Here is a 24378-nt window from a genome sequence, read left to right as displayed (position 1 = left end):
GCTGCAATTCGCGAACCTCGGCATGAAGATGGGTATGAACTTCCTCGGGGATATGGCCTTCGACGAGGTCGCATCGCAATTGCTGAGTTCCGATTTGATCCCGGACAACATGAAATTTGCTGCCAATATGATGGCAACCATTATCTCTGGCGGCAGCGGCAAGGGTAAGGGCCGGGACGGCAATAACGATGGGTTCGCCAGTGGTAACAACGGTCGCCGTGACGACGATAGGCGCGATGAAGATCGTGATCGGGAGAAACGTGAACGTGAAGAGCGTGAGAGACGCGAACGTGAAGAACGCGAAAAACGCGAGCAGGAAGAAAGCGATGAGAAAAAGGATAAGAGTAAGGAAAACAATATAGTTGGTGAAACGAGTAGCACTAAAACCGGGAAAGAAATACATAAGAGAAATGCAGATGAACGTCGAAGAAGTGGTGAATATGATACGGTTAATGAACCTTTAAAAGATAAAGAAGGTAATATAATTGAGGTTCCGAAAAGGATTGATAAACAAGGTAGGCCGTCCAAGAAATACCAGAGGGCTATTCCTGATGCAGTTCAGGGTCCTCCAAAAGGTAGAATAATTGATGATAAGCCAGTTGGCAGACCAATTTCAAAGGATAAGCAAGAGATACGTAGATTCATTGATGCTTATACTCAGAAGTATGGGGAGCCACCGAAGCAAATTGTTATAGAAAGATATGACCCTAAGACAGGGGAGGCCGCAGGGACGGAAATTTATGACCCCAATGATTTTAAAATCCCTTAATAGCTGGAGGTAATATGGAATATAAAGTTTATAACGAAAATAATGTTAGGGTAATAGTTACAGATGAGCAATTAATAAATGCATTACACAAACCGGGTACTGATTTAACTGTGGAGGTTGTGGTTGCTATGGGGGCATCAAGAAATAAACAATTTTCCCCCAAACTGGAAGAAGCATTGCGCCATAGTAATCAAAAAGTGAGAATTGAATCCATTTACAGTTTGTTAAATATTGGTGAAAGTGGTTCAATAGAAAAACTAAAGGCAATGGAAAAGGATATTCCAGAAAGTGATTATCTGAATGGACTTAGTGAGAAGGCAATTTTGAATTCTGTTTTAATCCGATTTGAAAAAGGAGCTTCGAGTTTAAAGCAATATTTTTTTGAAAAGGATCTAAACTGGAAAATTAAGATTGGCCTTCTGTACAACTACTCCGATCATTTTTTAATTACTGAAGATGATTTGTATTTTATTATTGATGCGCTTGATGCGTGTATTCAGAAGAATGAAAATTGGTTGAAGAATATCGGCAAGGATGATTGGGAAGATGTTGTGATAAAAGGTTTAGAGGCAGTCTGGATTGCATCCGAGCAAAACTCAGTGTTAAACATGTTGACAAACCAATACTTTGAAAAGATATCAATAATTGGTTCGAAAATATTAAAGTCAAAAATAGATCCTTACGCGAAAGAAGTAGTAGCAATCTTTTCAAAACATCTACCGACACAGTACGCTTATGAGATGTTAGAACCAATTATGAATGGACGAGCAAAAGGAGATCTGAAAAAAGAACTTGAGAAATCACTTCAAATCCTTTTGCAGAAGGAAAGGTAGTTAGATATGGGGATGGAGCATAAGGCATATTTATTTGATACTAATCGTTTCGATAGAGAATTAAAACCAGTAATAAATACCTCTGTTTTATTAAGTGACACAAAAGGACTTGAGGATTTTATATCAAGTCATGTTGGTGAAGTTCGATCTGTCTATACTGGCGAGCTACTAGGTATTGATTGGAAAAATAGTTTGGAGAATGGTGGAATTCAAGAATTGTGTGATATAGCACTCACTCTTTATTATTCTCCAGATGAAGATATGGGTCTGTCTTATGGTTGGGATGCACTAAATGAAGCGTTAAGTATGACTTCAATTAAGTTTCCTTCCGATTATTATATCTTGGGCGAATCAATAGAATATGGATCCTTTCAGTTAGACCCTGGTGGATTAGGTTTAGGTTTCGTTTACTCCAAGGATATTGCTATTATGTATAACGACCTTGTTTCAATAAAGTCGGCTCTTAATCATAATGGACTGCCAGATCCTAACGCTGTTCTCTATCAATTAACTAAATCAGAATTGCTAGAGACTTATAATGAGCTAGTATTACTTTATTCTGCAGCTTATGAGAAAAAATGGGGCCTATTAATGACATTTTAAACTTAAACTAATAGTACAAGCGGAAGTACCACAAAGCGGGAGTATCTATTGTACATTCTCTTTCATGAGGCGTTTTTTAGATAGACAAAAAAATGATTTTTCTAAGGTTCTTATAGGGAAAAGTACGAGGAGGCGGTAATTGTAAATTCAATTCTGCCTCTTTTCTTTTTATTGGGATGGCTAAAAAATATGCAAGATTTAAGAATCGAATTTAAAATATATGAAGAATCCTAGATTACTTGAATTTGGGTGAAAGTATGAAATCAAATGAAGTATTTGATAATGTATGTACTTTAATATCAGAAAAGTATATAGATAGTGGTTGGAAATATTCTAAGTCAGGTCATTGGATGACAAAAAAAGACGAGAAATTCATGTACAAAATATTTTTTTATACAAGTTGGAATAATATATCGGATTCGCAGATGATGCAGTTGGATTGAGAAACAAGTATTTGAACTCCAACAAAAACTAAGAAAACTTCAAGAAAAAGGGTTGCCTCTGTATATGGCTGACGATTATCTGAACAAGGAACTAAGAAAACTCAAATCAAAAGGATTAGACGATTACATACTTGACAGGATTAATAACAAGAAAAATTAAAACCTGTTTGGGACAGAGGCGGAGGAGCAACCGTAGATTTATGGGAGAGGTGGTTTAATAAACTATGAAGTACGGGTTAAATGCAAAATTAGTGGAAGAAGTAATCGAGTTCGTAACTACCATGCAAGAGTCACCAAAGGTAAAGGCACCTGAAAATTTAACTGTTGTCAATAGTATAGACGAGGCTAAAAAAACATCCCTTGTCGAGGTTTTTGGTGAGGACGAATTTACATGGTCGGATATCAGGCAACTTGAGATGGGAAAGGTAAAAGGGAAACTTTATAGATTAGATCAAAGTCAAAAACCTGAAGGTTTAGAAGATTTGACAGAAAGAATATCCAATGAATTAGGGGAACATATTCCAGACTGGTTAAGCGACTTTTTTGAAAATGTTGTTGTTGACTTAAGAAACTGTGCAGTCAATCGTGCAATAAACGGCACAGAAAATAACTTTTACGATCAAATTTATAAGATTTATCAAAGTGGAGGATTTCCTTGCGGTTGGAATGGAAATTATCCAGAAGAGGGCAATATTATGGCTTTCTATGGGAAAAAGTAATACTTAAAAACTTGATTGAGTGCTCGTTACTCAGTCAAGGTTTTTCTTTTGCCCTATATGCTACTAGGGATTTCAGTTATTCTAAAGTTGATAAGTCATTGGAAAGTTATGTTGATGATGAATTTCCATGATTTAATGACACGGAGGCAAAAATTCTCGAAGATATTGCTTCTCAAATAAAAGACCCTAATGTTAAAGGGCGAATTGATTTGTTTACAGAACTAGATGCATGTCAAAGTTGTTCCAATCTAATCCTGGAATTCAGACGAAAGTTCCCAAATATTGAGTTGAATGTCTATTCTAATAGTATGAAATAAGGAGTGATGGAAATGAACTTGGCAAGTTATGAATCAATAAAATCATCTATAGTGCTAGACTTTGAGGAATATATTGAGGAAGAAGGTTTAAATGTAGCACAGGTTTCAGCAAAAATTCTTGAGGAAGATTGGAGGATAGTAAACGATAGTTTGTTTACTAAAACACTATATTTTGTTTCTATTGCAATAGAGAGTTTGAAATACAAAGAAATTGCTGATTTTATATATTCTAAACTGAATAGTTATTTGGAATACACTAAATTTGAAGAGCATATCGATAAAAATGACATTGAAATGCTGACGAGAGACACTCAAATATGTAAAAAGTTAATTGATGATAAAGGGGAATATAAAATCAGGGAAACAAGCGATTCTGCAGAATCTAGAGTAGAGTATATTTTAGGTTTGAAGGTGGATTAGTTATTGGCAATGCAGTGTATATTCTTCCTTTGTATGAATATCGTCTTCTTATTCTATTACATCTATTTCTGAAAAGTTTAATCCGGTGAGACGGTACTCATTATACAGTTTCAAAAAGTTCTCCGTGCAATATAATGTTGCCGGAAAATACTTTAACGTAAACAAGTCTTCACCGTTCCAACTCCTCTTATGTAGATAAAGTTTTTGTGACGGATGGAGAAAATCCATACCATAAGAATGAACTTTTAAATACTTACAGGAGTCACATTCCTCGACGTACACCCCAGATTCCTTATGAAGTTCAGCGCCTTCCTCCACAATAACTGTATAATACTTCGGGGGGTTCAAAGCTAATTTTTTCACATTCTCTCCTCTGAATCTAAGGTCCTTTACTTGTGCTTCAGAGAGATCATTTACGGATACAATTGAAATTTCTTTAAATAGTAAATTCCTAACAACCTTTTGCATGAGTACTTCAAGAGCATTTTCTGAAATGATTTTGTAATGTAAAAACCATAAAAAGTCAGGGAAATTTTGATTTGAAAGAGCCATAACAAAATTAGGGTTTTCAAGATAATGTGCTCTCCTCCATTGACGTCTACAAACGCTGCAGCAAATATTCTCCTCAAGAGGTTTCACTAGTGGTATTCCTTGAGCATACTTTTTTCTCTTTCCTTCATCGATGTTTATTTTATAAAATTTCATATAATACCACCTAAAATTTTATTGTATAACTATATTCACTAGCTAGCTTTTTGGCGAAAAGGGTATTTGAGCCATTTATTCATAACACCTCGTATATGTAGAATTTTGTCTCGATAATAATATTCTAACTGAGTGTTATTAGTATGGCTTCTATTAGTTTTTTTGGAACCTATCATTTTACACACAATTAAACTAAGGCTCTGCCATTACCGCCCAACCTTATTAGGCTTATTTCCGCGATTACCGAAAACTGCATGATAGGCCGATGAACATCAAGGAAATTGCTGCTGGCTCGGGGAATATTAATTAGTCCCCTATACTAAACCAAGTATCATTTTGAACTTTCCGTATTTATTAGAAATTTGTGTTATAGTTTTTATGCGATTTTCGGTAAAATAATTAACTAAAGGAGGGAATTGATGAACTTCCAAATTAAATATGTCGTACTAATCGCAGCTTGTGTTTTATTTAGCAGCTGTAGTGAAACTCAAGAAAATAATGCATTTAAAGCTCCCGCTTCCAATGATCATTCGCAAACAGTCGGTACTGCCCCTCAAAACCAGAATTCAGATGGAAAGCCAATTGAACGAGGACCAGGACCTCTAAATAAACAAAACACTTCTATTGGTGGGATTCATATAGGCGACAGTCAAGGTAAAGTAAGATCTTTATTGGGGGAGCCTACTAAAATAGGTAGTGTACATAGTACCCCAGAAGTAGAATGGTATTATGAGAAGGAGAACCTCCGAGTTCGTTTTTATCGAACAGGCGAAAATGAACCAACAGGCGGAGTAGAATGGATAGTATTAGAGGGGCCCTCCACATTGAAATTGAATGACAACATTAGGATTGGTGATACAGTAGAAAAACTCCAGAAAAGCTATGAAAAGATGATTGAAACTCATACGGATTATGAGGGGAAACCCTTCAAAAACTACTGGGTTACAGGTTCCACTCATACAGAAGGGGTATACCATCCATATTTGTTTTTTAGAGTAGACCAAGCTGGTAAAATAACAACAATGGATCTATCAAATCATTTCATCGATCCATCCCAAACAAAATAATAACACAGGTTTAAAAAGCATACTCTCGATGAATAATATAGATGGTTCCGTGAAACTTGAGGACTTTGAAAGAAATACATTTGAAGATATCGCAGAGAGTGTTGAAGGATTAATTACGACCCTTCGGCTAAAAAGATGAAATGTTAAATTTGGATCCTACAATACGCCGCTCATCTTTAAGGAATAATAAATACATGCGACTTCATAAATGGTAAGTATGGAATCCTCCTCCAGATCAATAAATAGGTTTAGAGATAAAGGAGATTTGTCGGGGTATGTAACGGAGATGATTTCACCGTTATATTTAAAATATGTTTTCGAATTCAAAAGATTTCTGGAAATTTCGAGTTTGCCAGGAAGTTCGAGAGTAATGCGCGGGTTGGTTTTAATGACGGAGTGGTCGCTAATTAAAATTGGGGTAGCTCGATTGTTTGAAGTAGAGATCATTTCCCAACGTTTACGGACAAAATCATATTTTTCTTTATAACGGGTACGGATTTGAACCATCACTTTATTAGACATATCCTTAGCAACAACGTTTTCAAAAAGGCTAAATCCCAAAAGCATCTCCAAGACAGGTTGAAATCTAAACTTATATACTCGCTGAATAACTCCAATTTGCTCCTGGGTATGTGTGCAAATGATTGGTATAGGCTTCTTCATTTGAATGAGAGTGTTATCTTTCATTTCATAAGTTAACATGTGCCCATGCTCCTTTTAGGCAGGTATCTTAAAGTTAGCATTAATTAGGTTAATGATCAATAATTTGGCTATTTCTTTTTTGAAAAGATGATATTCAATCATTAGCTGGATTTATTGTCATTTCGATAGTTATGGTGCTGTTCGTAATAAGAAACCTGAGTATAAGGCCGCTATAAGCTAGAAGTGAAATCGAGTTTTAGAAGAAACTCAACTAGAGGACGGTCACGGGGAAATGGGTTAATTGAATAATGAATGGGTAGACCTGATCAGAAAAGGCCTTCAAGCGATGAGGGCCTTTTCCTGTTCTTCTCAAGAACCTACGGTAACGGTGGACGTATGAAACCAATTCCAGCTTTTTTAGTATAAAACCATTATGATCTAGAAACAGGTAATTTACTTCCAAGGAGGCAAAATAGCAATGCCAGGGGAGAGTTTGATACTACGGGAGCTGCAAGCCTTTGCAGAAGAGAAAAACCTAGAGGTGCGACAAGGGCAAAAGGAAGCGCTAATCAGTAACATAGTATCTTCGGGAGAAGCGCAGACGGTAGCTTCTTACATAGTGGATTGTTTGACGAATGCAGTACAGAGCATAGGTGAAAAAGGCTTCGCCGCGTCCTTGGACGACCCGGATCTTGTTGCGGACTGGTTAGAGATCGCCTATGGAAGCTTACATGCAGAAGCTGACTTCACGGCTTATATGCCCCCGCTGGCACGCTTGCTCGTTATCGAGCGAAAAGAAAGGGACAAATCGAAAGCAGAGCTGTATGTACAGTACCGGGCGGCCGCGCTTATGGATGAGCTGCTAGCCCTGGACGTTCCCTTGTCAGAGGAAGCTCAAAGTCTGCTGCAGAAGGATTATTTTATCAGCGATGTTCCGACCGAAGAAGTAAACAGTCAAATCTGGTGGAGAATGGCCGATCGGGGAATTGATATTTCCCGTCATATTCCAACGCTCATTACTCTTGTGCAAAACGATGAAACTCCGACTCTTGCGAACAATTGTATATTGGCGTTATGGGCAGCGGTTCGCGGGGGCTTTTTTGATTCGCCGATTCCAAACAGTGAAAAAACGTACAACGTATGGCTCTGGTCTCTAGTAACGTGTTGTGTCACGAAGCTGAGGTCTAGATATGAGGAAACGACACGGCTTGGAGCTGTAGGGTGCCTTCTGGAAGCGTCCCAAAAGTACCCGCAAACACAAAGTCTCATTCTAGAATGCATGGAGAAATGGGGGATTAAAGAACCGAAGCGTCCGCGCGGCGATTTTCAATTGGACCTACGAGATTAATATGCACGCTGCAGAAATCATCCGGGGACAACCTGTCTTCCAGACAACTATACGATCACCAATAAGGGGATTATGATGGTACGAAAGTCTTGAAACATGCATGGGGGTTGATTGAATTGAGCCAAGCCTTCAATTTATTGGATCTTCTTTTAGCTCCAAGCGTGGAAAAGGATGGTGGCTACTCGCATGAAGAGATCAGCCAAAAGGAAAGGGAGTTACGAATCCTATTTCCAGACGTTCTTCGAAGCTATTATGCTGCCTATGGAAAATGCAAGTATATAACGCAAAACTGTAATAACCAATATGAACCGATCAAGTTACAGGATGTCTTTATCCCGGATGCCGAGTTTTTTACAACGGATAAAGATTATCTCGTGTTCTATCAATGTGCTGAATCCGTGATCTACTGCGGAATCAAATTAAGCGAGCTGCATTTGGTAGACCCGCCGGTATACCTCTGTGCATGGAGCGATCCAAACTGGTATTTTGAAAATGATTCGTTGAGCAATTTTTTAGTATGTAAGGCATTGGTACAGATTGCTGTGGAAGGCAGACTGCCTTACTGGGCTTTTGTTGAGGAGGGCCCATGGCAATTAACTGATTACCTAACGTTATGGAAGCTGAGTGATGAGATCAAAGAAAGCACACATCATCCAGCCTGGACGATGTTTTGGAAAAATGACACCCTGTACGTGTTTGAATCCGCGCTTGGTGATGACGAGAATGAGGTTTTGGGTGTGCATTTGGCATCTTTTTATAAGGAAAGGATCGAGGAAGCTCTCTCCTGTCAAATGCATGAGCGTCGATTGCCTAGTTATAGTACTAATGTGATGGGATAGATATCTCCATTCCACGGAATTTATAATAATTCATGCGTTCGTAGTCCATGAGAAAAGGGCACTGAGGGTTAATTACAAGTAGAATTTCTGAACGATGGTAATACAATAAAGTTCGTCGATTTAAGAATGAAATGGTAAAACTGATCGTGAGATTATAAAAAATAAAATAAGAAGCTGACATCATTTTTTTATGGATGTCAGCTTCAAAAAGATTTATTTGTAATTTCTTACATATGCTTTGGCACCATCTCCATCCATAGCATAAAGTTTCACTCTGTAGGAACAAGCTCCAGCCATATAATAGTCACTTGATGCGGACTTATCGCTATCGAAAAAAGGAACTGTTAAATAATCAACGTCTTCCCAGCTACCATCACAGTTTTCTTGTAATACACCCTCGGCACCTGTTGTTCCCTCTACATGTTGTACCGTCCATCTACCATATTTATGCTGCCCTGTTACAGAACCAGTAGTAGAAATTTGAGTATTGCCATCACCTTCGTAAGCGATAGATACTTGTTGAGATTGGTTTGCTGCAAATGCTGTTGTTGCGCTAGTAAGTGTAAGAACTGCCACCATTAAAGTAACGACTTTCTTCTTCATAACTAATCCTCCTCATATAATCAATTTATGTAAATATATTACTATTACAGTTTAAATTTATGGCAAACCGTAGTCAAGGAAAAAATGGTAGAAATTAAGATTTTAATAAAGGTATGATAATACCTATTTCGAGAAAATTCCAAGTAATTTAATATAGAGAGATAAAATGTAAGGGACATTATGACCAAAGGTGAATAAACATGCAAATTACAGAGCAAATGAAAGAGATTGCAAAGCATCTAGCTGAGCTACACGGAAGCCGGCCAAAGATTTCAAGGTTTCATGATGATCATAAAAAAAGCATGATCGATATCGTTGTAATGGATCATCATCCTTCAGAGCATGAGACTACATTTGCTACTGTAGGTTTGCATAATTACGATATCGGGTATTCCCTAGAGGACAAATCATTAAGGGTTGAATTTATAGGAGCGTGCATCGATGAGTACGAATGGTTTGGAAATTTACTAAGCACCTGTGCTTTTAACATCATCAATTCCGGTTATTCCTGCTCGCCGGGTGCGATTTACCCGAATATCGTCGCGATGTATGATTCTGGATTGACGATGAAGCATGTGATGTTTGTCAGTCCATTTTTGTGGGAGGATCGCTTATCCCCGTTTGACTTCGAGGATAAATATGTTTCGTGGCTGCAGGCTGTCCCCATATCGGAAGCGGAGTATAACTATGCTGAGCAGCATGGGAGCGACGCACTGGAAGATCTATTTGAGTGGTCTGAAGTTGATCTTTTAGATTTGAAGCGTGATTCAGTTTTATAGGGTATATGTGGATAAGTATAAATTTATGTGGTGAAAAGTGAAGGTGAGGATATAATGCAAGCTCCGAAAATCATTTTGGGAATTCTGGGCCGTTTCTTTGAGGTGGAGATCAGCGAACATAACCCCTATGTGCCGGAGGCATTTGAGATCGCAGGCAATGGCTCGTTTCGCAGCGAGGATCGGGAAAACCTTGAGAACCACAGCATGATGGTTTATCTGCTTGCGGAAGGGGGCTCCAGCGAAAAGGTCATAGACTGCGGCACAGATCGACGAACTCGCCCTGCTCGTATAGCGAAATGACGGCATTCTCCGGCAAATCGCGAATCAGCTCCAGCTTGAGCGAATCCTCCAGCTCTTCAAACACCGTGAAAGCTTCCTCGCGGGTGAAGACCCAGCGAACAATCGGCGCATTTTCCTGCACGATGCGTTCCATTTCCTTTTCGATCCTGCAAGGTCCTCTGTGGACAACGATCGCTCCAGATAGATAATATCGTAATAAAAGCCGTCCTCGATGACCGGCCCGATCCCAGCTTCACCGATTTCGCTCCGTGAGTGCGGCGAATCGCCTGGGTCATCAGGTGAGCTGTGCTGTGACGATACAACCTCCAAGCCATCCATGGAGTCGAGCGTCACAATATCGATCGCGCTGTCCTGCGAGACGGGGCGTTCCAGATCGACAAGCACTCCGTCGACTTTGCCGGCAACGGCGTTTTTCCTCAGACTGGAGCTGATCGATTGGGCAATGACTCCGATCGTCGTGTTCATCGGAACCTCTTTTTTCATTCCGACAGGCAGTGTAATTTCAAGTTGCTTTAACATGGGGAACCCTCCGCTCAAAAAGCAATGAACGCAAAAAACGCCTCTCATCCACTAAGGGACGAGTGCGTTCAGCTCGTGGTTCAACCCTCATTTGGCCCGACTTTTCCCAAGCGGCACCGCCGCATAATCGCTTCTCTCTCTGGGCAGCCCGTGAAGGAAATCATGTCTTTGGTCGATGCCGGTTTATGGGTAGCATTATATTTTTTGAAACGTGGAAGTCAATGGTTGGTATGGAAATAGGCGGCCATGGTCCTATGGATGTGTGTGTTGCAGCATGTATTTTTTTCAACTGAAGAAAACCTTGTTACATATCATAACATATCAACAAATATTATATAGTTCTACCATACTAGTAAAAATATAAAAAGAAGGAATTTATAGGGAGTTTGAATTGGGTAGGGATTTATTTACATCCAATAAAATAGTCACCCTTTACTATTCCCATTTCATGTAATAAAAACTAACATTAAGATAGATTGCTGGCCGGCATCAAATCTTATTAAGGGGAGTATGTCCGCGATGTACAAAAAATTGGCGCTCATTCTTTCACTCGTTCTTTGTTTTGTGAGTTTACCAGTCCTATCATTAGCTAAAGAGGAGTCAATTACTACCGCCTCAAACGAGCATCTTGAAGTTAGAAAAATCACGTTCGAAAAAATTAAGGGGAAAGAGATGAAAGTCAAGCATCTTGCCCCGGTTACCTTATTCTTAAACAACTCTACGGGAGGTATTGCAGCCGCCTCTACGTCCGCGGTTACTATCAATCCAATTTATGCTTTTGGGGAGGATAGCTACGTCTATTTCGGTTATTATATTAGCTCTGTAATCGGTACAAAACCATCCTCAATCGTCCACTCTTTTAATTTGAATGCTGCAACTTCACGAAATGGAACTTACTCCTCTTACGATTCCGATTCGGGTACAACCACATCTATTTCGGCAGGAAAACAAGTCCTTGAAGATTTTTATGTTGTAAATACGAAGTTCTGGGAAGGATCCTATACTGTAACCGCATTTGCTTCAAACGGACAACCTTATACTCCAGCTGTTTGGAAAGGGTATCTTGGACTTGCAAATAAGAAAGCCGTAGAATACCCGAGTTACATTAGTCCGCATACTGGTATGCACATGAGTTTGCCCGCATCAACAAACTGGAGCAAGACCACATCTATAGATTGGACCCAAAAGGATCGAGACAACTATATTGAAAAATACGTTAGTACCTATGGAAATCCCCCATGGGATTGGGACGACTACGATATCCATCATATCAAGCCACGAAATTACGGTGGAACGAATGATTTCTCCAATTTGATTCCATTGGAACGGAATTTCCATTATACTGTCTCTGCATGGTGGAATAATTATTAAAAGAGGGTGGTTGACATCCAGTGTGGTGAACTATTGTCTCAAACCCTTTCTTCACTAAAAGAAAGGATAGCACCAAATGGAGAGCTCCTAGTTCAACAAGAGCAAGGGTATTGCTACCAAGCAAAATTTATCTTTCATGAACCTGCGACTGAAAGCGAAATCGATGAATTTATATCGAGGACAGGGTGGCGGTTACCCGAAGATTACAGATTATTCCTCCTAACGCATAACGGAGCAAAATTGTTTAAAAGCAAATACGGGGGAGGCTACAACCTTTTTACGCTCGATGAGATCATACGCTGGAGAAACTCTGACGCTCCAGCTAATTGGTATCCTATTGCTTCTCATTTAGGTGATTTACTATTTGTTGATTTTCAAGAAAAGGACAATTCAGATGGTTACCTCTACTGGATGATTTCCAGCAGCAAATTTGAATGGGCCGATAAAATTCGATTAAATTTTGAGACTTGGCTTGATCGCTTGATCGTTGCCCAAGGCGTAAAGTACTGGGAGTGGAACAGACCCACTATTTTGTAATAAGTCTGCCTGACGGCAAATTTTGTGCCACTCTTAATATGAGGAGATGTAAGGATAACCTTACATCTCCTTGTTTTTATGTTATCCCTTTCTTTTTCAGCTAGTCGGCTTCCGCCGTAGTTCGTTATTCTACCAAAAAAAATGTATCCGCTTTTAAATCTTGCTTTACTTAACTCTAAACAATCTTAACTTGTAGTTATGAATGTTTAATCTTCGTTATTTAGGAAAAGATATGGATGCTTTAATCTTAGAGATGTAGAAAACAAATACACGATTTCCTAAACAGGAGGGTCAATTGATGAAAAAGACAATACAACGCTGGGTGGGCACAGGAACAGCATTGACCTTGGTTGCCGGTCTTCTGGCAGGCTGCGGTGGAAATGATAATACGCAAAAGCCGGATACGGCAGCTCCGGGAACGGCAGCGCCAGGCGCTTCGGCGAAGCCTTTTGAGGGCAAGACGCTTAACCTTGTTACAGCAAATCATCCTTGGGCGGATGCAATTAAGCCGCTGCTGCCTGATTTTGAGAAAGCAACCGGGATGAAGGTTAACGTCGAAAGCTTTTTTGAGGATCAGCTTACGCAAAAGCTGACGGTTCAATTCACCTCCGGCTCGGCTACTCCGGATGTGTTTATGTTCCGCCCACTGCAGGAAGGTAAGCTGTTCTATAAGAACGGTTGGCTTCAGCCGCTGGACGAATATAAGGACAAGGACGCAGCATATGACTTTAACGATTTTTCCAAATCGGCAATCGGCAGTACCACAGTAGAAGGCAAGCTTGCAGGCATCCCGGTAATTACGGAGCAGGAAATTTTGTATTATCGCAAGGATCTGCTGGCAAAGGCGGGCATCGCTGTTCCTAAGACAATTGATGAACTCACGGCTGCCGTTAAGCAGCTTCACGATCCGAAGAATGAAATGTACGGCTTCGTTGCGCGCGGACAGCGTTCGCCCCTTGTTACACAAGTTTCCTCCTTCCTTTTCTCTGAGGGAGCGGACTTCATGGTTGGGGACAAAGCAACGGTGAATACGCCGGAAGCGTTGAAAGCGTTTACCACATATGGCACGCTGCTGCGAGACTATGGACCTCCAGGGGTGCTGAACATGTCCTGGCCGCAAGCCATCGGAATTTTTGCTCAAGGGAAAGTAGCGTTCTACACCGACGCGAACTCGATTTATAAGAATGCTACCGACCCGGCAAAATCGAAGATCGCTGATCAAGTAGGCTTTGCGGTATTCCCTGCAGGTAAGGCTGGCTCTAAGCCTTACAACATCACCTCTTGGGGCCTTGCGATGAACACGAAAACCGCGAATAAAGATGCGGCGTGGGAATTTATTAAGTGGGCGACGAGCAAGGATGTTGTGACCAAGACACAGCAAAAAGGCAATCCGGGCGCACGTGCATCTGTATGGGAAACGCCGGAGGGGGTTGCTGGTTTCCCAGCCGAGCTGGCAGCGGTTACGAAGGAAAGCGCTAAAATCGGCGTTGACCACGACCGTCCTACAGTAATCAGTGTTGGAGAAGCGCGCGATGCGGTTGGTGAGATTGTGCAGAAGGTTATGGCAGGCGAAACGAATATTCAGCCGGTAGCGGATAAGGCGAATCAAGCGCTGCAGGCGATCATTGATAAAGAGAAAGGGAAGTAATCGATCTTCAAAGCTAGGATCAAGAGGGTCATTTAGCGATGACCCTCTTGCTTTTTCTCTACAGTAACAAAACGATAGGAAGGGTGAATGATTCAATGCAATACAGCTGGTTTGATCGAAATTTAAAGTGGATTTACACGCTTCCTGCGGTGATCTTCGTGCTGATAATGATGCTGTTTCCTATTATATACACGGTAAGGATCAGCTTCTTCGAATGGAGCATGTCGGCGACAACGCCGCCCAAGTGGGTCGGGCTTGATAACTATATTGCGCTGTTGAAGGATGAACGCTTCTGGCATGCGGTCGGGGCAACCTTTTATTTTACGATTGCCGCTCTCGTTATAGAAATTGTGCTGGGCGTTGCAATTGCAGTATTGCTGGCTCGAGATTTCCGCGGAAAAAATCTCGTGAAAACGGTTTTCCTGCTCCCGATGGTTGCTACACCGGTTGCCATGGGTCTCGTATGGATGCTGATCTATGAGCCGACGATTGGCGTGGCCAACATGATTTTGAAGTCGCTGGGCTTTGAGCCGCTGCTTTGGCTCGCTTCTGAAAGCCAGGTTATCCCTTCTCTTGTCATCGTAGACGTATGGCAGTGGACGCCCATGATCGCGCTTATTGTTATGGCGGGGCTTGCGACGCTTCCATCCGATCCGTATGAGGCGGCCGATGTCGACGGTGCAAGCGCATGGGCCAAGTTTACGCAGATCACGCTCCCGCTGCTGCGCCCAACGATTTTGGTAGCCGCGATGCTGCGACTGATCGACGTCTTGAAAACCTTCGATATTATCTATGCGATGACACAGGGCGGACCGAACTTTGCATCAGAAACGTTGAACCTGTATGGTTACGTGCTGGGCTTCCAATACTTTAAGTTAGGGATGGCATCGTCGCTGCTTGTTCTGTTCTTCCTTCTTGTGATGGGGTTAACGTTGGTAATGATTTGGATGCGTAAACGATTGGAGGCGGCATCATGAGAAAGAAATGGGGCTTTCGTCTGTTTCAAACCGCAATGACGGCACTCGTCCTTCTTGTTTTCGCCTTTCCATTTATTTGGATGCTGGTCGCTTCCTTCAAAACACAATCGCAAATTATGTCCACGGATTCGTTTTTCGTTTTTGATCCGACAAGTGTAAACTATACGAGTGTGTTTAAAGAATACAACTTCTTAAAATATATTTCGAACAGCTTTATCGTTGCACTAGGCTCGACGCTGTTTTCCTTGCTGCTCGGCCTGCCTGCGGCCTATGCAATCGCTCGACATCATCTGCATAAGCTCGGCCTGCTCATTCTGGTTGCGAGGATTATCCCGGGGATTACGTTCCTCATCCCTTGGTTTATATTGTTCTCGCAAATTAAATTGGTGGATACGCATCTTGCATTGATTTTAAGCCATATGCTCGTCGGACTTCCGTTTATTATTTGGATTATGATTTCCTTCTTTGAGGCGCTGCCAAAGGAAATTGAGGAATCCGGCTTGATCGACGGCTGTAACCATCACCAAGTGTTTTTGCGCATCATTATGCCGATCTCGGGTCCGGGTGTCATTACAGCGTCTCTGCTGTCCTTTATTTTCTCTTGGAACAACTTCATGTTTTCTATCATTTTGGCCGGCGATAAAACCAAGACGCTTCCGATTGCGGTGTTTAATTTTATGTCCTACTCCGAAATCAACTGGGGCGCTTTGATGGCTGCGGCATGCATTATTACGCTGCCTGTCCTCATTATTGCACTGCTCGCCCAGCGATATGTCGTCAGCGGTCTCGCTGCCGGCGCAGTGAAAGGGTGATGGAGCGATGAAAATCGGACTGGTCGGTCTTGGGAAAATGGGCTTACATCTAGCGCTCAATCTGCGTGACCATGGGCACGAGGTAGTTGGAATGGATCGAGACAAGCGGCTTGCTGAAGCGCTTACGTCGCGGGGAGGACAGTCGGCTGAAACCCTTGAGCAGCTGGTTGATGCGCTGCCCCGGCCGCGTACCGTCTGGGTTATGGTGCCTTCGGGGGCGGTCCAATCCGTGGTTAGCGAGCTGGCGGAATTGCTTGCCGAGGGAGACCGGATCATCGATGGAGGCAATTCCTTTTATAAGGATTCTGTTCGTTTGGGCGGTGAATGCGCGAAGAAGAATATCCACTTCCTTGATGTGGGCACTTCCGGCGGGATGGAAGGGGCGCGAAGCGGTGCGTGTATGATGATCGGTGGAAACCGGGCCGCTTTCGAGCCGCTAGAGCCGCTGTTTGCGGACCTGTGTGTGCCGGACGGTTATTTATATGCGGGACCAAGCGGCAGCGGACATTTTCTTAAAATGATCCACAACGGCATCGAATATGGAATGATGCAGGCCATTGGGGAAGGCTTTGAGCTGCTTGTAAAAAGCGACTACGAATTCGACTTGCCGAATGTAGCGAAAGTATGGTCGAACGGCTCCGTGATTCGAGGCTGGCTCATGGAGCTTACGGAGCGCGCGCTTTCGAAGGATGCCAAGCTGGACGGCATTCAAGGCGTGATGCACTCCTCCGGCGAAGGCTTGTGGACAGTGGAGACGGCGCTTGAGCTTCAGGCGGCAGTGCCCGTTATGGCGATGTCGCTCATGATGCGCTACCGTTCACAGGAATCGGATACGTTTCATGGTAAAGTGGTGTCGGCACTGCGTGCTGAATTTGGCGGGCATTCTGTCATGAAGTCATAAATTTAAGGAGCGGGTCGGATGGTATCGAGATTGAACATTTTCAGCAAAATCGTGATCATGCTCATTCTGCTTTTGATACCGATCCTGCTGCTTTATGCATACACGAATCAAATCACAAACAAAGTGCTGCAGGAGCGGATTGAAACGGCGAACATGAATCAGCTCTCGTTCGCCGTTCACGGTCTGGATTCGAATGTCGAGCGCTTATCGATGCTTCCCGTAATCTTGGGGAGCGATCCATACATAAGAGAATATGTAGAACGTTTTTCCCCGGAGCCTTACGATGTGTTGAAGGCGCAGTCGAGGATCACGGAAAAGCTGAGCCTGCAAAGTGTTTCCAGCGGCTGGCGCAATGAGTTAACGATTGTGCTGCCGAAGGAGAAGCAGATCTTGTCCTCCAGTATTTTTGTGAACGGTACGACGGTGTGGCCTTGGGATAAACCGATATATCGTACTTGGACTTATGAAGACGCGAAGAGCATTGGAGGAAATGGCCGGTTTGTTCGAGAGGTCGGTGATCCAACCAAATCGCAGAAGGTTCAGGAAGCGCGCGTTATGTATCAGGTCCGTTTTGGGAATGAAAATATTGTAAGCTTTCTAAATGCTTTTAAGCAGGATCGTAACAGCGATCCTTTTTTATATCATCCAAGCTTTGATCCAATTGTGAACACGACGGTAGAGAAATGGATTGTAGGGCTTATTGTGCACGAGCTTCAGGAACGAAGCCTGCACCATTCCGGGCAGGAGAAGCTGCTGATCGAAAATGAGGAGTACCTTGTCAGTTACATGAAAACGGAGCAGCTGGGCTGGTATCTAGTCGATTATGTTCCGGTGCAGAAAATCATGTCTCCGATTTTGACATCACGGCAATTATTTTATGCGTCAATCGCATTGCTGCTGTTGATTTGTGTGCTCGGAGCGTACTTGCTTTATCGAAATGTGCAAATTCCGATCGTTACGATGATTCGAAGCGTGCAGCGGTTAAAAAGAGGGGATTTGTCTTCTCGTATCGAGCGTCTTCCCAATAACGAGTTCGATTATTTGATTGTTCGGTTTAATGAAATGGCAGAGCAAATTCAAGTGCTTGTCGAGGATGTGTATGCGGAGAAAATACGTTCGCGGGAAGCGACGCTTAAGCAGCTGCAGTCGCAAATTCAACCGCATTTTTTATATAACTCCCTGTTTTTTATTATTAACTCCGCGGAGCTGGAGGACAAGGAATCCGTCGTTGAGATGGCTCATCATTTAGCGGAATTTTACCGTTATACGACGCGGGTGGAGACACAAACTGTACGGCTGGAGGAGGAGCTCGACCTGGTCCGGCATTATTTATCGATACAGCAGCTCCGCATTCATCGCCTGCATTTCGAGATTCGGATTCCTGATGAATTGCTGGCTGAGGAGCTTCCGCGGTTGACGCTGCAGCCTATCGTCGAGAATGCGATCGTCCACGGGATCGAGCGAAGCCTAGAGGCCGATCGGATTGTCATCACCGGAGAACAGGGTGAAGAGTATAACCGGATTATTGTCGAGGATAACGGCCCTGGAGTAGAGGAGGGGCGATTAGCTCTGCTTCGTGTTCAGCTTGAGGCTCCGATGTCCGAGGATATCGGCTGCGGTACATGGAACGTGCACCATCGGTTAAGCTATCAATATGGACAAGGCTCGGGGCTCACATTTGAGAGAGGATCGAATGGCGGCTTGCGAGTTGTGCTTTCATGGCGCAGAAAAACGATGAACGCAACTCTGCCGGCGGAAGGAGGATAGAGGGTGGTGCAGCTCTTAATCGTAGATGATGAGGATCACGTAGTCGATCGACTTTATTCAACGATCCCGTGGGAGTCCGTCGGCGTCGAGCAGGTGTATAAAGCCTATTCGGGGAAAGAGGCGCTTGAGCTGCTCGAGCAGCTTTCAATCGATATCGTTCTTACCGATATTCAGATGCCTGGGATTACAGGGCTTGAGCTGATTGCGCAAATCAATCGCAGGTGGCTGCGCACGCGATGTATATTGCTGTCCGGGCATTCCGACTTTCAATATGCGAAGGAAGCGATCGTTCAGCAGACGGAGGACTATTTGCTAAAGCCTGTAAAGGAAGGCGATCTGCTGGATAGTGTCCGGAATGTCATCGAGAAGCTCAGGCGGGATTGGGAAGAAGTCATATCCAAGCAACGGCTGATCTACGCGTTTAATGAAAACCTGCCTCAGCTTCGCGGCAGTCTGCTGAATGATTTGCTTCAGGGCCGTACCATTTCCGCTGAAACCTTACGCAGTAAAATGGACATGTTAAAGCTATCCAATTATGATCGCCATTCTTTCGCGATATTGATGATTCGGCTGGAGTCCAATTTCCTGGAATACGGTGTTCAGGATTTATCTCTTATGGAATACGCAATCGGCAATATGGTGGAGGAGCTGTTCGGAAATCAGTTTGACAGCTGGCATACGAAGGAGCCGCATGATTATCTTTTGTTCCTCCTGAAGCCAAAGAAGGGGGTGGATGAGGCTCTGCTGGATACGGTTCAGCTGGAACGAACGGCTTCGTCGCTCCAATCGGCGGTGAATACGTTCTTAAAGGGAAGAATTTCGATACTCGTCAGCAGCCGGGGGACGTTCCCTGACGATGTCGCTTCGCTTTATAACCGGGCACTGAGTACGTTTCGTAAGCGTATAGGCAACGAGCATGAACTGCTCATCCGGCTCGGCGACGATTATACAAATATGCAAGTATCCACGCTCCAGCAGCTGTATGAACCGCCTACAATCCATCATTTGCTGGAGGCGGCGCGCTGGAAGGAGGCCCGTGACAAGCTGGATGCGATTCTGCTCGAGCTTGAAGCGAAGTATACTGGCTCACAGGAGCATTTGCTCGAGGTGTTCTTCGCCGTTTCCTCGGCGTACACTTATATCTGTCACAAAAATGGCCGGCAGATGCATCAGCTGTTAGGTGCGGCCTATAATCGGATGGCGGAGGGCGGAGCGTTTCGCACCGTAAATCAGCTCCGCGAGTGGGCCGTGCAGGGGCTGAGCGCCATTCAGAAGGACATGGAGCAGGAAACGAAGGACAGTCGGATTCAGCTGATTAATGAAATTCGGGCTTTTATCGAGCAGCGGATCGCGGACGACGTGTCGCTTCAAACGATCGCCGAACATGTATACTTGCATCCTGTCTACGTTTCGAAGATTTTCAAGGTTGAGACCGGCGAAAACATTAGCGACTATGCCCACCGTGTCCGCATGAAGAAGGCGGAATATTTACTGACGCATACGCAGGACAAAATATATGAAATCGCGGTGCGGCTCGGGTACCAGCGCCCGCATTCGTTTAATCATGCCTTTAAAAAGCAGTACGGCCTTACCCCTCAGGAATACCGCGACAAACATTCTTGAATCTTTCGATTTACAAACAATTTAGACCTGCATAACCGCCCTTTTACATTATTTGTTTACCTTTTAGGAGAGTCTAGTAAACAAACGTTGCAGGAGGTTCGGTTGATGAGTCATGAGGATGCAGGCAAAATGTTAAGCAGACGAAAGTTTTTGAAGCTTGGAGGCATGAGCGGTCTGGCTCTCACGCTTGGCTCTGCGGGAATTCCAATCGATGCACTTGGCGGGATCGCCCAAGCCAAAGAGAAGCCCGAGCCGAATCATCAAACGAAGCTGCAGTTTCACCCGGACGGGAAGTTTAAGATTGTCCAGTTCAACGACACGCAGGACGACGAGTACATCGATCAACGGACGATTGAGCTGATGGAGAAGGTGCTCGACGCAGAACAGCCGGATTTTGTCGTGCTGAACGGCGATAACATTACCGGAGGCTGCGACACCGAGCTGGAAATGAAGCAGGCGATGAACAACGTCGCGCAGCCGATGGAGGAACGGGGCATCAAGTGGGCCGTAACGTTCGGCAACCATGACGAGGATTCGACGCCGAACAGCGGGTTCGACGAAGAAGACATGCTTCGATATTATATGGAGTACAAGCATAATGTGAATGAGCCGGGAGCAAGGGGCCTAACCGGTACGGGCAATATGAACCTGTTGATTAAGGGCTCACAGGGCGGCAAGCCGGCATTTAATATATGGCTGATGGACAGCGGACGCTACGCCCCGGATACGATCGCAGGGCAAAACTTTGAAGGGTATCCGATCTGGGATTGGCTGCGTTTTGACCAGGTGGCCTGGTATGAGGAGACCTCCAGGAAGCTGGAGCAGCAGTACGGCGCGAAAATTCCGTCCTTAATGTTTATTCATATCCCGTTATGGGAGCACCGGTTTATGTGGTTTGACAGTATCGACGGCCGTTCGGAGGCGGATCATGCCCGGGCGCTGGCGAAGCACAATATCGTAGGCGAGCGAAACGAGGATGAGTGCCCGGGCCCGTTCAACAGCGGATTGTTCTCGGCGATATTGGCGAGAGGCGATGTGAAGGGCGTGTTTTGCGGGCATGACCACGTGAACACGTATCATGGCAATTATTTTGGCGTGCTGCTGGGTTACGCCGGAAGCACGGGCTTTGGCGCATACGGACTGCCGGGCGAGGACCGGAACCGGCTGCGCGGTGCCCGCGTGTTTCAGCTGGACGAGCGCGATCCGAACGTCCTCGTTGATACGCATATGGTGTTTGCCAAGGATTACGGCATCGACCTCACGGCGAACGACCAAAGCGCGCAGCCGCTGCCGATTCCAGAAAACAAAAAGAAGGAAAAGGTTGTTAAGCCGCACAAGCCTCGGTAAGAGTAGCGCCGCTCACCGACATCCCCCGCCCCGCAAGGAAGACTCGATGGAAAACCTCAAAATTGTACCCCCTCGGTTAGAATGTGGACTGCCTGACAACGATGTCGGCAGTCTTTTTCGTTTGTCGTTCTGGGGTCAGCCGGCGATACGACTCCCATGGTCACAAAAGTGAGCCGTTCCTCGTCATGTATGTATCAGAAGGAAGGGATGATTTCCATGACGAATAATACCAACGGGACGATCTGGGATGTTACGATTATTGGAGCAGGCATTGCTGGTTTAACCGCCTCCATATTCTTGGCTAAGGCGGGTCACAAAGTACTTCTGCTCGAAAAAGGGGACCGTCCCGGAGGACGTTCTGTTTCCACAGAATTATCCGGTGCACGCGTAAACTTGGGCGCGCATGCTCTTAACAAGAGTGCGCTTTCTATTTTACAAGAGGTAGGTGTTACCCCTACAGGAGCAGCACCGAAACCGCCAAGCACATTCGTCTTCCAAGATTCAGGCGGCGGGATGAGGGCGGTTCCGCTTGCACAGCTCCTGCTAGGTTCCTTACTAAAATGGCATGAAAAAATCCAGCTGCTGCGATTCTATCGGACACTCTACAAAACAGACACTCATGCGCTTCAAGGGGTTAGTTTGCAGGCTCTTCTGGAAGCGGAAATATCCAGTCCACGAGTTCGGAGCATTGTGCTTGCGCTCGTTCGCCTGGCCACGTACTGCGATGACGCGGATCTGCTGAGCGCAGGCGCTGCAGTCGAGCAGCTCAAGCAGAGTCAAGTGTTATATGTAGATGGAGGTTGGGGATCTCTTGTCCATCGATTGACGGAGCAGGCAAAGCAAGCGGGTGTATCGATCCGCATCAGCTCGACTGTTAGAGAAATTAAGGGAAGCTTCCCGCAGATGACGGTCACTTTGAAAGATGGCGTGGAGCTGAAAGCTCGTAATGTTATCTCTACTGCAGGGCCAAAGGAAACACTGGCTTTTCTACAGCTGGCTCTTACTCCGGAGGAAAGCCGAATTTATGAGCAAATCATTCCTGTTCGTGCCGCATGCTTGGATCTCGTTGTATCTGGAATGCCCCGGCCAAAAACGAAATTTGTATTAGGTGTAGAGGATTCATGGTATTATTCCAATCATTCCGCCGCGGCCAGGTTATCCGATGATCCAACACAAGAAGTGGTGCATGTCATGAAATATTTATCATCATCAAAAGAAACGGACCCCAAACGTGATGAGCTTGAGCTTACCGGCTTTCTGGATTGTATTCAACCCGGTTGGCGCAAACACGTCATTCAGCAGCGTTTCCTTCCGCGAATGCTCGTCTCACACGGGATGGTTACCGCCGCGAACGGTGGTTCCCAAGGCAGGCCTGGGACTGTAGTCAAAGGGCGTAACGGATTGTACGTCGCCGGTGATTGGGTCGGGTCAGCGGGGGTGCTGGTCAGTGCATCCTTGGCCAGTGCGAAAGAGGCTGCCCGGCATATTATAGAAGGACGAGCAAAAGAGAAGGACGGGAATGATGATGGAGCTTGATCTTGCGTATCGGACTTATAGACCGCTTCTGCTTTCCATTTCCTATCGGATGTTAGGCTCTGTCACACATGCGGAGGATTTGGTGCAAGACGTGTTTGTCACGATCCAGCAAAAGGACGAACATGTCCAGGACGGCAGTATCCGCAACCTAAAATCGTATTTATGCAAAATGGTAACCAACCGCTGTCTCGACTTCTTGAAATCCTCGCAGAATAAAAGAGAAGTGTATATCGGTCCCTGGCTCCCGGAGCCTCTGCTGCAAGACTATGAAGCGGCGTCAGGCTCAGCAGGACAGGACCCACTCCAAACCATTGAATTGGAAGATACCATCTCGTACGCCTTCCTTGTCATGCTTGAACGGCTAACTCCGATTGAGCGTGCCGTATTCATCCTAAGGGAAGCTTTCGAATATGGGTATGACGATATTGCAGACTTTGTAAACAAGACGGAGCTTGGGTGCCGCAAGATTTACAGCCGTCTGAAACGGAAAATCCAAGAGGAGGCGCTTGTGGAGCTGGTCCCCAGTGCGCAGTCCGAGCAGCTCGTACTTCGCTTCCTCCAAGCAACGGCTACAGGCGATATGGAAGGCCTGCTCGCCATGCTCTCTGATGATATCGTGCTGTACAGTGATGGGGGAGGCAAGGTTGTGGCGGCCATTAGTCCGATTACATCCAGCCAGCGGGTCCTTTCCTTCATTCATGGGCTAGTTTCCAAAGGGAATGGCACAGGAAGCGTACGGCTCGTCAAAGTTAATGGACAGCTTGGCTTTATGTTAAGCAGCCCATCCGAAGCCTATCCAACCGTCGTTAGTCTTGCGTTTCGTGAAGGCCGCGTTCAGCAGATCTATCTCATTCGGAACCCCGATAAATTACGGCATCTAAACTTAGAATAGAACGAATGGAACCGAAAACCTTGGACCGTATGGCATAGTGCCGACGGTCCTTTTTTAACGA

The 24378-nt window shown here is 44.6% G+C and carries 24 protein-coding genes and 2 pseudogenes; 22 read left to right on the top strand and 4 right to left on the bottom strand.

Features of this window, described 5'->3' with window-relative positions:
- The 6 genes and pseudogenes from GQS10_RS14590 to GQS10_RS14565 all read left to right on the top strand — a co-directional run.
- On the top strand, nucleotides 1-769 hold a 769-nt coding region (locus tag GQS10_RS14590; protein ID WP_207952276.1), incomplete at its 5' end, for a hypothetical protein.
- Nucleotides 770-783: 14 nt separating this feature from the next.
- On the top strand, nucleotides 784-1602 hold the full coding sequence (locus GQS10_RS14585; protein WP_166243411.1) for a HEAT repeat domain-containing protein: 819 nt from the start codon (nucleotides 784-786) through the stop codon (nucleotides 1600-1602).
- Nucleotides 1603-1608: 6 nt separating this feature from the next.
- Nucleotides 1609-2205: a hypothetical protein gene (locus GQS10_RS14580; protein WP_166243409.1), complete on the top strand. Its 597-nt coding sequence runs from the start codon at nucleotides 1609-1611 to the stop codon at nucleotides 2203-2205.
- A 667-nt stretch (nucleotides 2206-2872) separates the two neighbouring features.
- Entirely contained in the window at nucleotides 2873-3367 is a 495-nt protein-coding gene (locus GQS10_RS14575; protein ID WP_166243407.1) for a hypothetical protein, read from the top strand.
- Between the two features lie 146 nt (nucleotides 3368-3513).
- Nucleotides 3514-3684 (top strand): annotated as a pseudogene (locus GQS10_RS23225) (deaminase domain-containing protein); the annotation flags it as partial.
- Between the two features lie 12 nt (nucleotides 3685-3696).
- Entirely contained in the window at nucleotides 3697-4104 is a 408-nt protein-coding gene (locus tag GQS10_RS14565; protein WP_166243405.1) for a hypothetical protein, read from the top strand.
- Between the two features lie 48 nt (nucleotides 4105-4152).
- On the opposite strand, the gene GQS10_RS14560 is transcribed toward GQS10_RS14565, so the two are convergent.
- Nucleotides 4153-4809, bottom strand: a complete 657-nt coding sequence (locus GQS10_RS14560; RefSeq protein ID WP_166243403.1) for a hypothetical protein — start codon at nucleotides 4807-4809, stop codon at nucleotides 4153-4155.
- Nucleotides 4810-5228: 419 nt separating this feature from the next.
- Between GQS10_RS14560 and GQS10_RS14555 the strand changes: the two genes are divergently transcribed.
- Nucleotides 5229-5876, top strand: coding sequence for a hypothetical protein (locus tag GQS10_RS14555; RefSeq protein ID WP_166243401.1), 648 nt, complete (start codon nucleotides 5229-5231; stop codon nucleotides 5874-5876).
- A gap of 156 nt (nucleotides 5877-6032) precedes the next feature.
- On the opposite strand, the gene GQS10_RS14550 is transcribed toward GQS10_RS14555, so the two are convergent.
- Nucleotides 6033-6578: a tubby C-terminal domain-like protein gene (locus tag GQS10_RS14550; RefSeq protein ID WP_166243399.1), complete on the bottom strand. Its 546-nt coding sequence runs from the start codon at nucleotides 6576-6578 to the stop codon at nucleotides 6033-6035.
- Nucleotides 6579-6996: 418 nt separating this feature from the next.
- On the opposite strand from GQS10_RS14550, the gene GQS10_RS14545 reads away from it, so the two are divergent.
- Nucleotides 6997-7866: a hypothetical protein gene (locus tag GQS10_RS14545; RefSeq protein ID WP_243735177.1), complete on the top strand. Its 870-nt coding sequence runs from the start codon at nucleotides 6997-6999 to the stop codon at nucleotides 7864-7866.
- Between the two features lie 116 nt (nucleotides 7867-7982).
- Nucleotides 7983-8705: an SMI1/KNR4 family protein gene (locus tag GQS10_RS14540; protein ID WP_166243397.1), complete on the top strand. Its 723-nt coding sequence runs from the start codon at nucleotides 7983-7985 to the stop codon at nucleotides 8703-8705.
- 213 nt (nucleotides 8706-8918) lie between these two features.
- Here the strand turns inward: GQS10_RS14540 and GQS10_RS14535 are convergent, their stop codons facing one another.
- On the bottom strand, nucleotides 8919-9308 hold the full coding sequence (locus tag GQS10_RS14535) for a hypothetical protein (RefSeq protein WP_166243395.1): 390 nt from the start codon (nucleotides 9306-9308) through the stop codon (nucleotides 8919-8921).
- 200 nt (nucleotides 9309-9508) lie between these two features.
- On the opposite strand from GQS10_RS14535, the gene GQS10_RS14530 reads away from it, so the two are divergent.
- Nucleotides 9509-10087: a suppressor of fused domain protein gene (locus GQS10_RS14530; protein ID WP_166243393.1), complete on the top strand. Its 579-nt coding sequence runs from the start codon at nucleotides 9509-9511 to the stop codon at nucleotides 10085-10087.
- 54 nt (nucleotides 10088-10141) lie between these two features.
- Nucleotides 10142-10387, top strand: a complete 246-nt coding sequence (locus tag GQS10_RS14525; protein ID WP_166243392.1) for a hypothetical protein — start codon at nucleotides 10142-10144, stop codon at nucleotides 10385-10387.
- Here GQS10_RS14525 and GQS10_RS14520 read toward each other — a convergent pair.
- Nucleotides 10344-10906: pseudogene (locus tag GQS10_RS14520) on the bottom strand (TGS domain-containing protein); the annotation flags it as partial. The gene GQS10_RS14525 and the pseudogene GQS10_RS14520 overlap by 44 nt on opposite strands.
- Before the next feature lie 519 nt (nucleotides 10907-11425).
- Between GQS10_RS14520 and GQS10_RS14515 the strand changes: the two are divergent.
- The 11 genes from GQS10_RS14515 (at nucleotide 11426) to GQS10_RS14465 (ending at nucleotide 24317) form a co-directional block, all read left to right on the top strand.
- Nucleotides 11426-12277 carry an HNH endonuclease signature motif containing protein gene (locus GQS10_RS14515; protein ID WP_166243390.1) on the top strand — a complete coding sequence of 284 codons (852 nt, stop codon included), beginning with the start codon at nucleotides 11426-11428 and terminating at the stop codon, nucleotides 12275-12277.
- 6 nt (nucleotides 12278-12283) lie between these two features.
- The gene (locus GQS10_RS14510; protein ID WP_207952275.1) at nucleotides 12284-12814 is read left to right on the top strand and encodes an SMI1/KNR4 family protein; all 531 of its coding nucleotides are present in this window, start codon (nucleotides 12284-12286) and stop codon (nucleotides 12812-12814) included.
- A gap of 298 nt (nucleotides 12815-13112) precedes the next feature.
- Complete coding sequence (locus GQS10_RS14505) at nucleotides 13113-14462, top strand: ABC transporter substrate-binding protein (protein WP_166243385.1); 1350 nt, start codon at nucleotides 13113-13115, stop codon at nucleotides 14460-14462.
- 95 nt (nucleotides 14463-14557) lie between these two features.
- On the top strand, nucleotides 14558-15439 hold the full coding sequence (locus GQS10_RS14500) for a carbohydrate ABC transporter permease (RefSeq protein WP_166243443.1): 882 nt from the start codon (nucleotides 14558-14560) through the stop codon (nucleotides 15437-15439).
- Complete coding sequence (locus tag GQS10_RS14495; RefSeq protein ID WP_166243383.1) at nucleotides 15436-16251, top strand: carbohydrate ABC transporter permease; 816 nt, start codon at nucleotides 15436-15438, stop codon at nucleotides 16249-16251. The genes GQS10_RS14500 and GQS10_RS14495 overlap by 4 nt, the downstream gene beginning before the upstream one ends.
- Nucleotides 16252-16258: 7 nt before the next feature.
- Nucleotides 16259-17152, top strand: coding sequence for a phosphogluconate dehydrogenase (NAD(+)-dependent, decarboxylating) (gene gnd, locus GQS10_RS14490; RefSeq protein WP_166243381.1), 894 nt, complete (start codon nucleotides 16259-16261; stop codon nucleotides 17150-17152).
- Between the two features lie 18 nt (nucleotides 17153-17170).
- On the top strand, nucleotides 17171-18919 hold the full coding sequence (locus GQS10_RS14485) for a sensor histidine kinase (RefSeq protein WP_166243379.1): 1749 nt from the start codon (nucleotides 17171-17173) through the stop codon (nucleotides 18917-18919).
- A gap of 3 nt (nucleotides 18920-18922) precedes the next feature.
- Complete coding sequence (locus tag GQS10_RS23685) at nucleotides 18923-20542, top strand: response regulator (RefSeq protein WP_166243377.1); 1620 nt, start codon at nucleotides 18923-18925, stop codon at nucleotides 20540-20542.
- Nucleotides 20543-20647: 105 nt separating this feature from the next.
- Nucleotides 20648-21889, top strand: a complete 1242-nt coding sequence (locus GQS10_RS14475; protein WP_166243375.1) for a metallophosphoesterase — start codon at nucleotides 20648-20650, stop codon at nucleotides 21887-21889.
- 216 nt (nucleotides 21890-22105) lie between these two features.
- Complete coding sequence (locus GQS10_RS14470) at nucleotides 22106-23425, top strand: phytoene desaturase family protein (protein ID WP_166243373.1); 1320 nt, start codon at nucleotides 22106-22108, stop codon at nucleotides 23423-23425.
- Nucleotides 23409-24317 carry an RNA polymerase sigma-70 factor gene (locus GQS10_RS14465; RefSeq protein WP_243735176.1) on the top strand — a complete coding sequence of 303 codons (909 nt, stop codon included), beginning with the start codon at nucleotides 23409-23411 and terminating at the stop codon, nucleotides 24315-24317. Before GQS10_RS14470 ends, GQS10_RS14465 begins: the two co-directional genes overlap by 17 nt.
- The last annotated feature ends 61 nt before the right edge of the window (nucleotides 24318-24378 follow it).

The sequence above is a fragment of the Paenibacillus turpanensis genome (assembly GCF_011421635.1).
In the GTDB taxonomy this organism is placed as follows: Bacteria; Bacillota; Bacilli; order Paenibacillales; family YIM-B00363; genus Paenibacillus_AK; species Paenibacillus_AK turpanensis.
This window is presented reverse-complemented; position numbering and strand designations above follow the sequence as displayed.

Bases quoted from the DNA above. Each gene is read 5' to 3' on its own strand.
- GQS10_RS14465 (WP_243735176.1), top strand. From the start codon at position 23,409: ATGATGATGGAGCTTGATCTTGCGTATCGGACTTATAGACCGCTTCTG.
- gnd (WP_166243381.1), top strand. From the start codon at position 16,259: ATGAAAATCGGACTGGTCGGTCTTGGGAAAATGGGCTTACATCTAGCG.
- GQS10_RS14525 (WP_166243392.1), top strand. From the start codon at position 10,142: ATGCAAGCTCCGAAAATCATTTTGGGAATTCTGGGCCGTTTCTTTGAG.
- GQS10_RS14500 (WP_166243443.1), top strand. From the start codon at position 14,558: ATGCAATACAGCTGGTTTGATCGAAATTTAAAGTGGATTTACACGCTT.
- GQS10_RS14575 (WP_166243407.1), top strand. From the start codon at position 2,873: ATGAAGTACGGGTTAAATGCAAAATTAGTGGAAGAAGTAATCGAGTTC.
- GQS10_RS14585 (WP_166243411.1), top strand. From the start codon at position 784: ATGGAATATAAAGTTTATAACGAAAATAATGTTAGGGTAATAGTTACA.
- GQS10_RS14560 (WP_166243403.1), bottom strand. From the start codon at position 4,809: ATGAAATTTTATAAAATAAACATCGATGAAGGAAAGAGAAAAAAGTAT.
- GQS10_RS14555 (WP_166243401.1), top strand. From the start codon at position 5,229: ATGAACTTCCAAATTAAATATGTCGTACTAATCGCAGCTTGTGTTTTA.
- GQS10_RS14470 (WP_166243373.1), top strand. From the start codon at position 22,106: ATGACGAATAATACCAACGGGACGATCTGGGATGTTACGATTATTGGA.
- GQS10_RS14505 (WP_166243385.1), top strand. From the start codon at position 13,113: ATGAAAAAGACAATACAACGCTGGGTGGGCACAGGAACAGCATTGACC.
- GQS10_RS14515 (WP_166243390.1), top strand. From the start codon at position 11,426: ATGTACAAAAAATTGGCGCTCATTCTTTCACTCGTTCTTTGTTTTGTG.
- GQS10_RS14475 (WP_166243375.1), top strand. From the start codon at position 20,648: ATGAGTCATGAGGATGCAGGCAAAATGTTAAGCAGACGAAAGTTTTTG.
- GQS10_RS14495 (WP_166243383.1), top strand. From the start codon at position 15,436: ATGAGAAAGAAATGGGGCTTTCGTCTGTTTCAAACCGCAATGACGGCA.
- GQS10_RS14565 (WP_166243405.1), top strand. From the start codon at position 3,697: ATGAACTTGGCAAGTTATGAATCAATAAAATCATCTATAGTGCTAGAC.
- GQS10_RS14580 (WP_166243409.1), top strand. From the start codon at position 1,609: ATGGGGATGGAGCATAAGGCATATTTATTTGATACTAATCGTTTCGAT.
- GQS10_RS14535 (WP_166243395.1), bottom strand. From the start codon at position 9,308: ATGAAGAAGAAAGTCGTTACTTTAATGGTGGCAGTTCTTACACTTACT.
- GQS10_RS14530 (WP_166243393.1), top strand. From the start codon at position 9,509: ATGCAAATTACAGAGCAAATGAAAGAGATTGCAAAGCATCTAGCTGAG.
- GQS10_RS14550 (WP_166243399.1), bottom strand. From the start codon at position 6,578: ATGTTAACTTATGAAATGAAAGATAACACTCTCATTCAAATGAAGAAG.
- GQS10_RS14545 (WP_243735177.1), top strand. From the start codon at position 6,997: ATGCCAGGGGAGAGTTTGATACTACGGGAGCTGCAAGCCTTTGCAGAA.
- GQS10_RS14485 (WP_166243379.1), top strand. From the start codon at position 17,171: ATGGTATCGAGATTGAACATTTTCAGCAAAATCGTGATCATGCTCATT.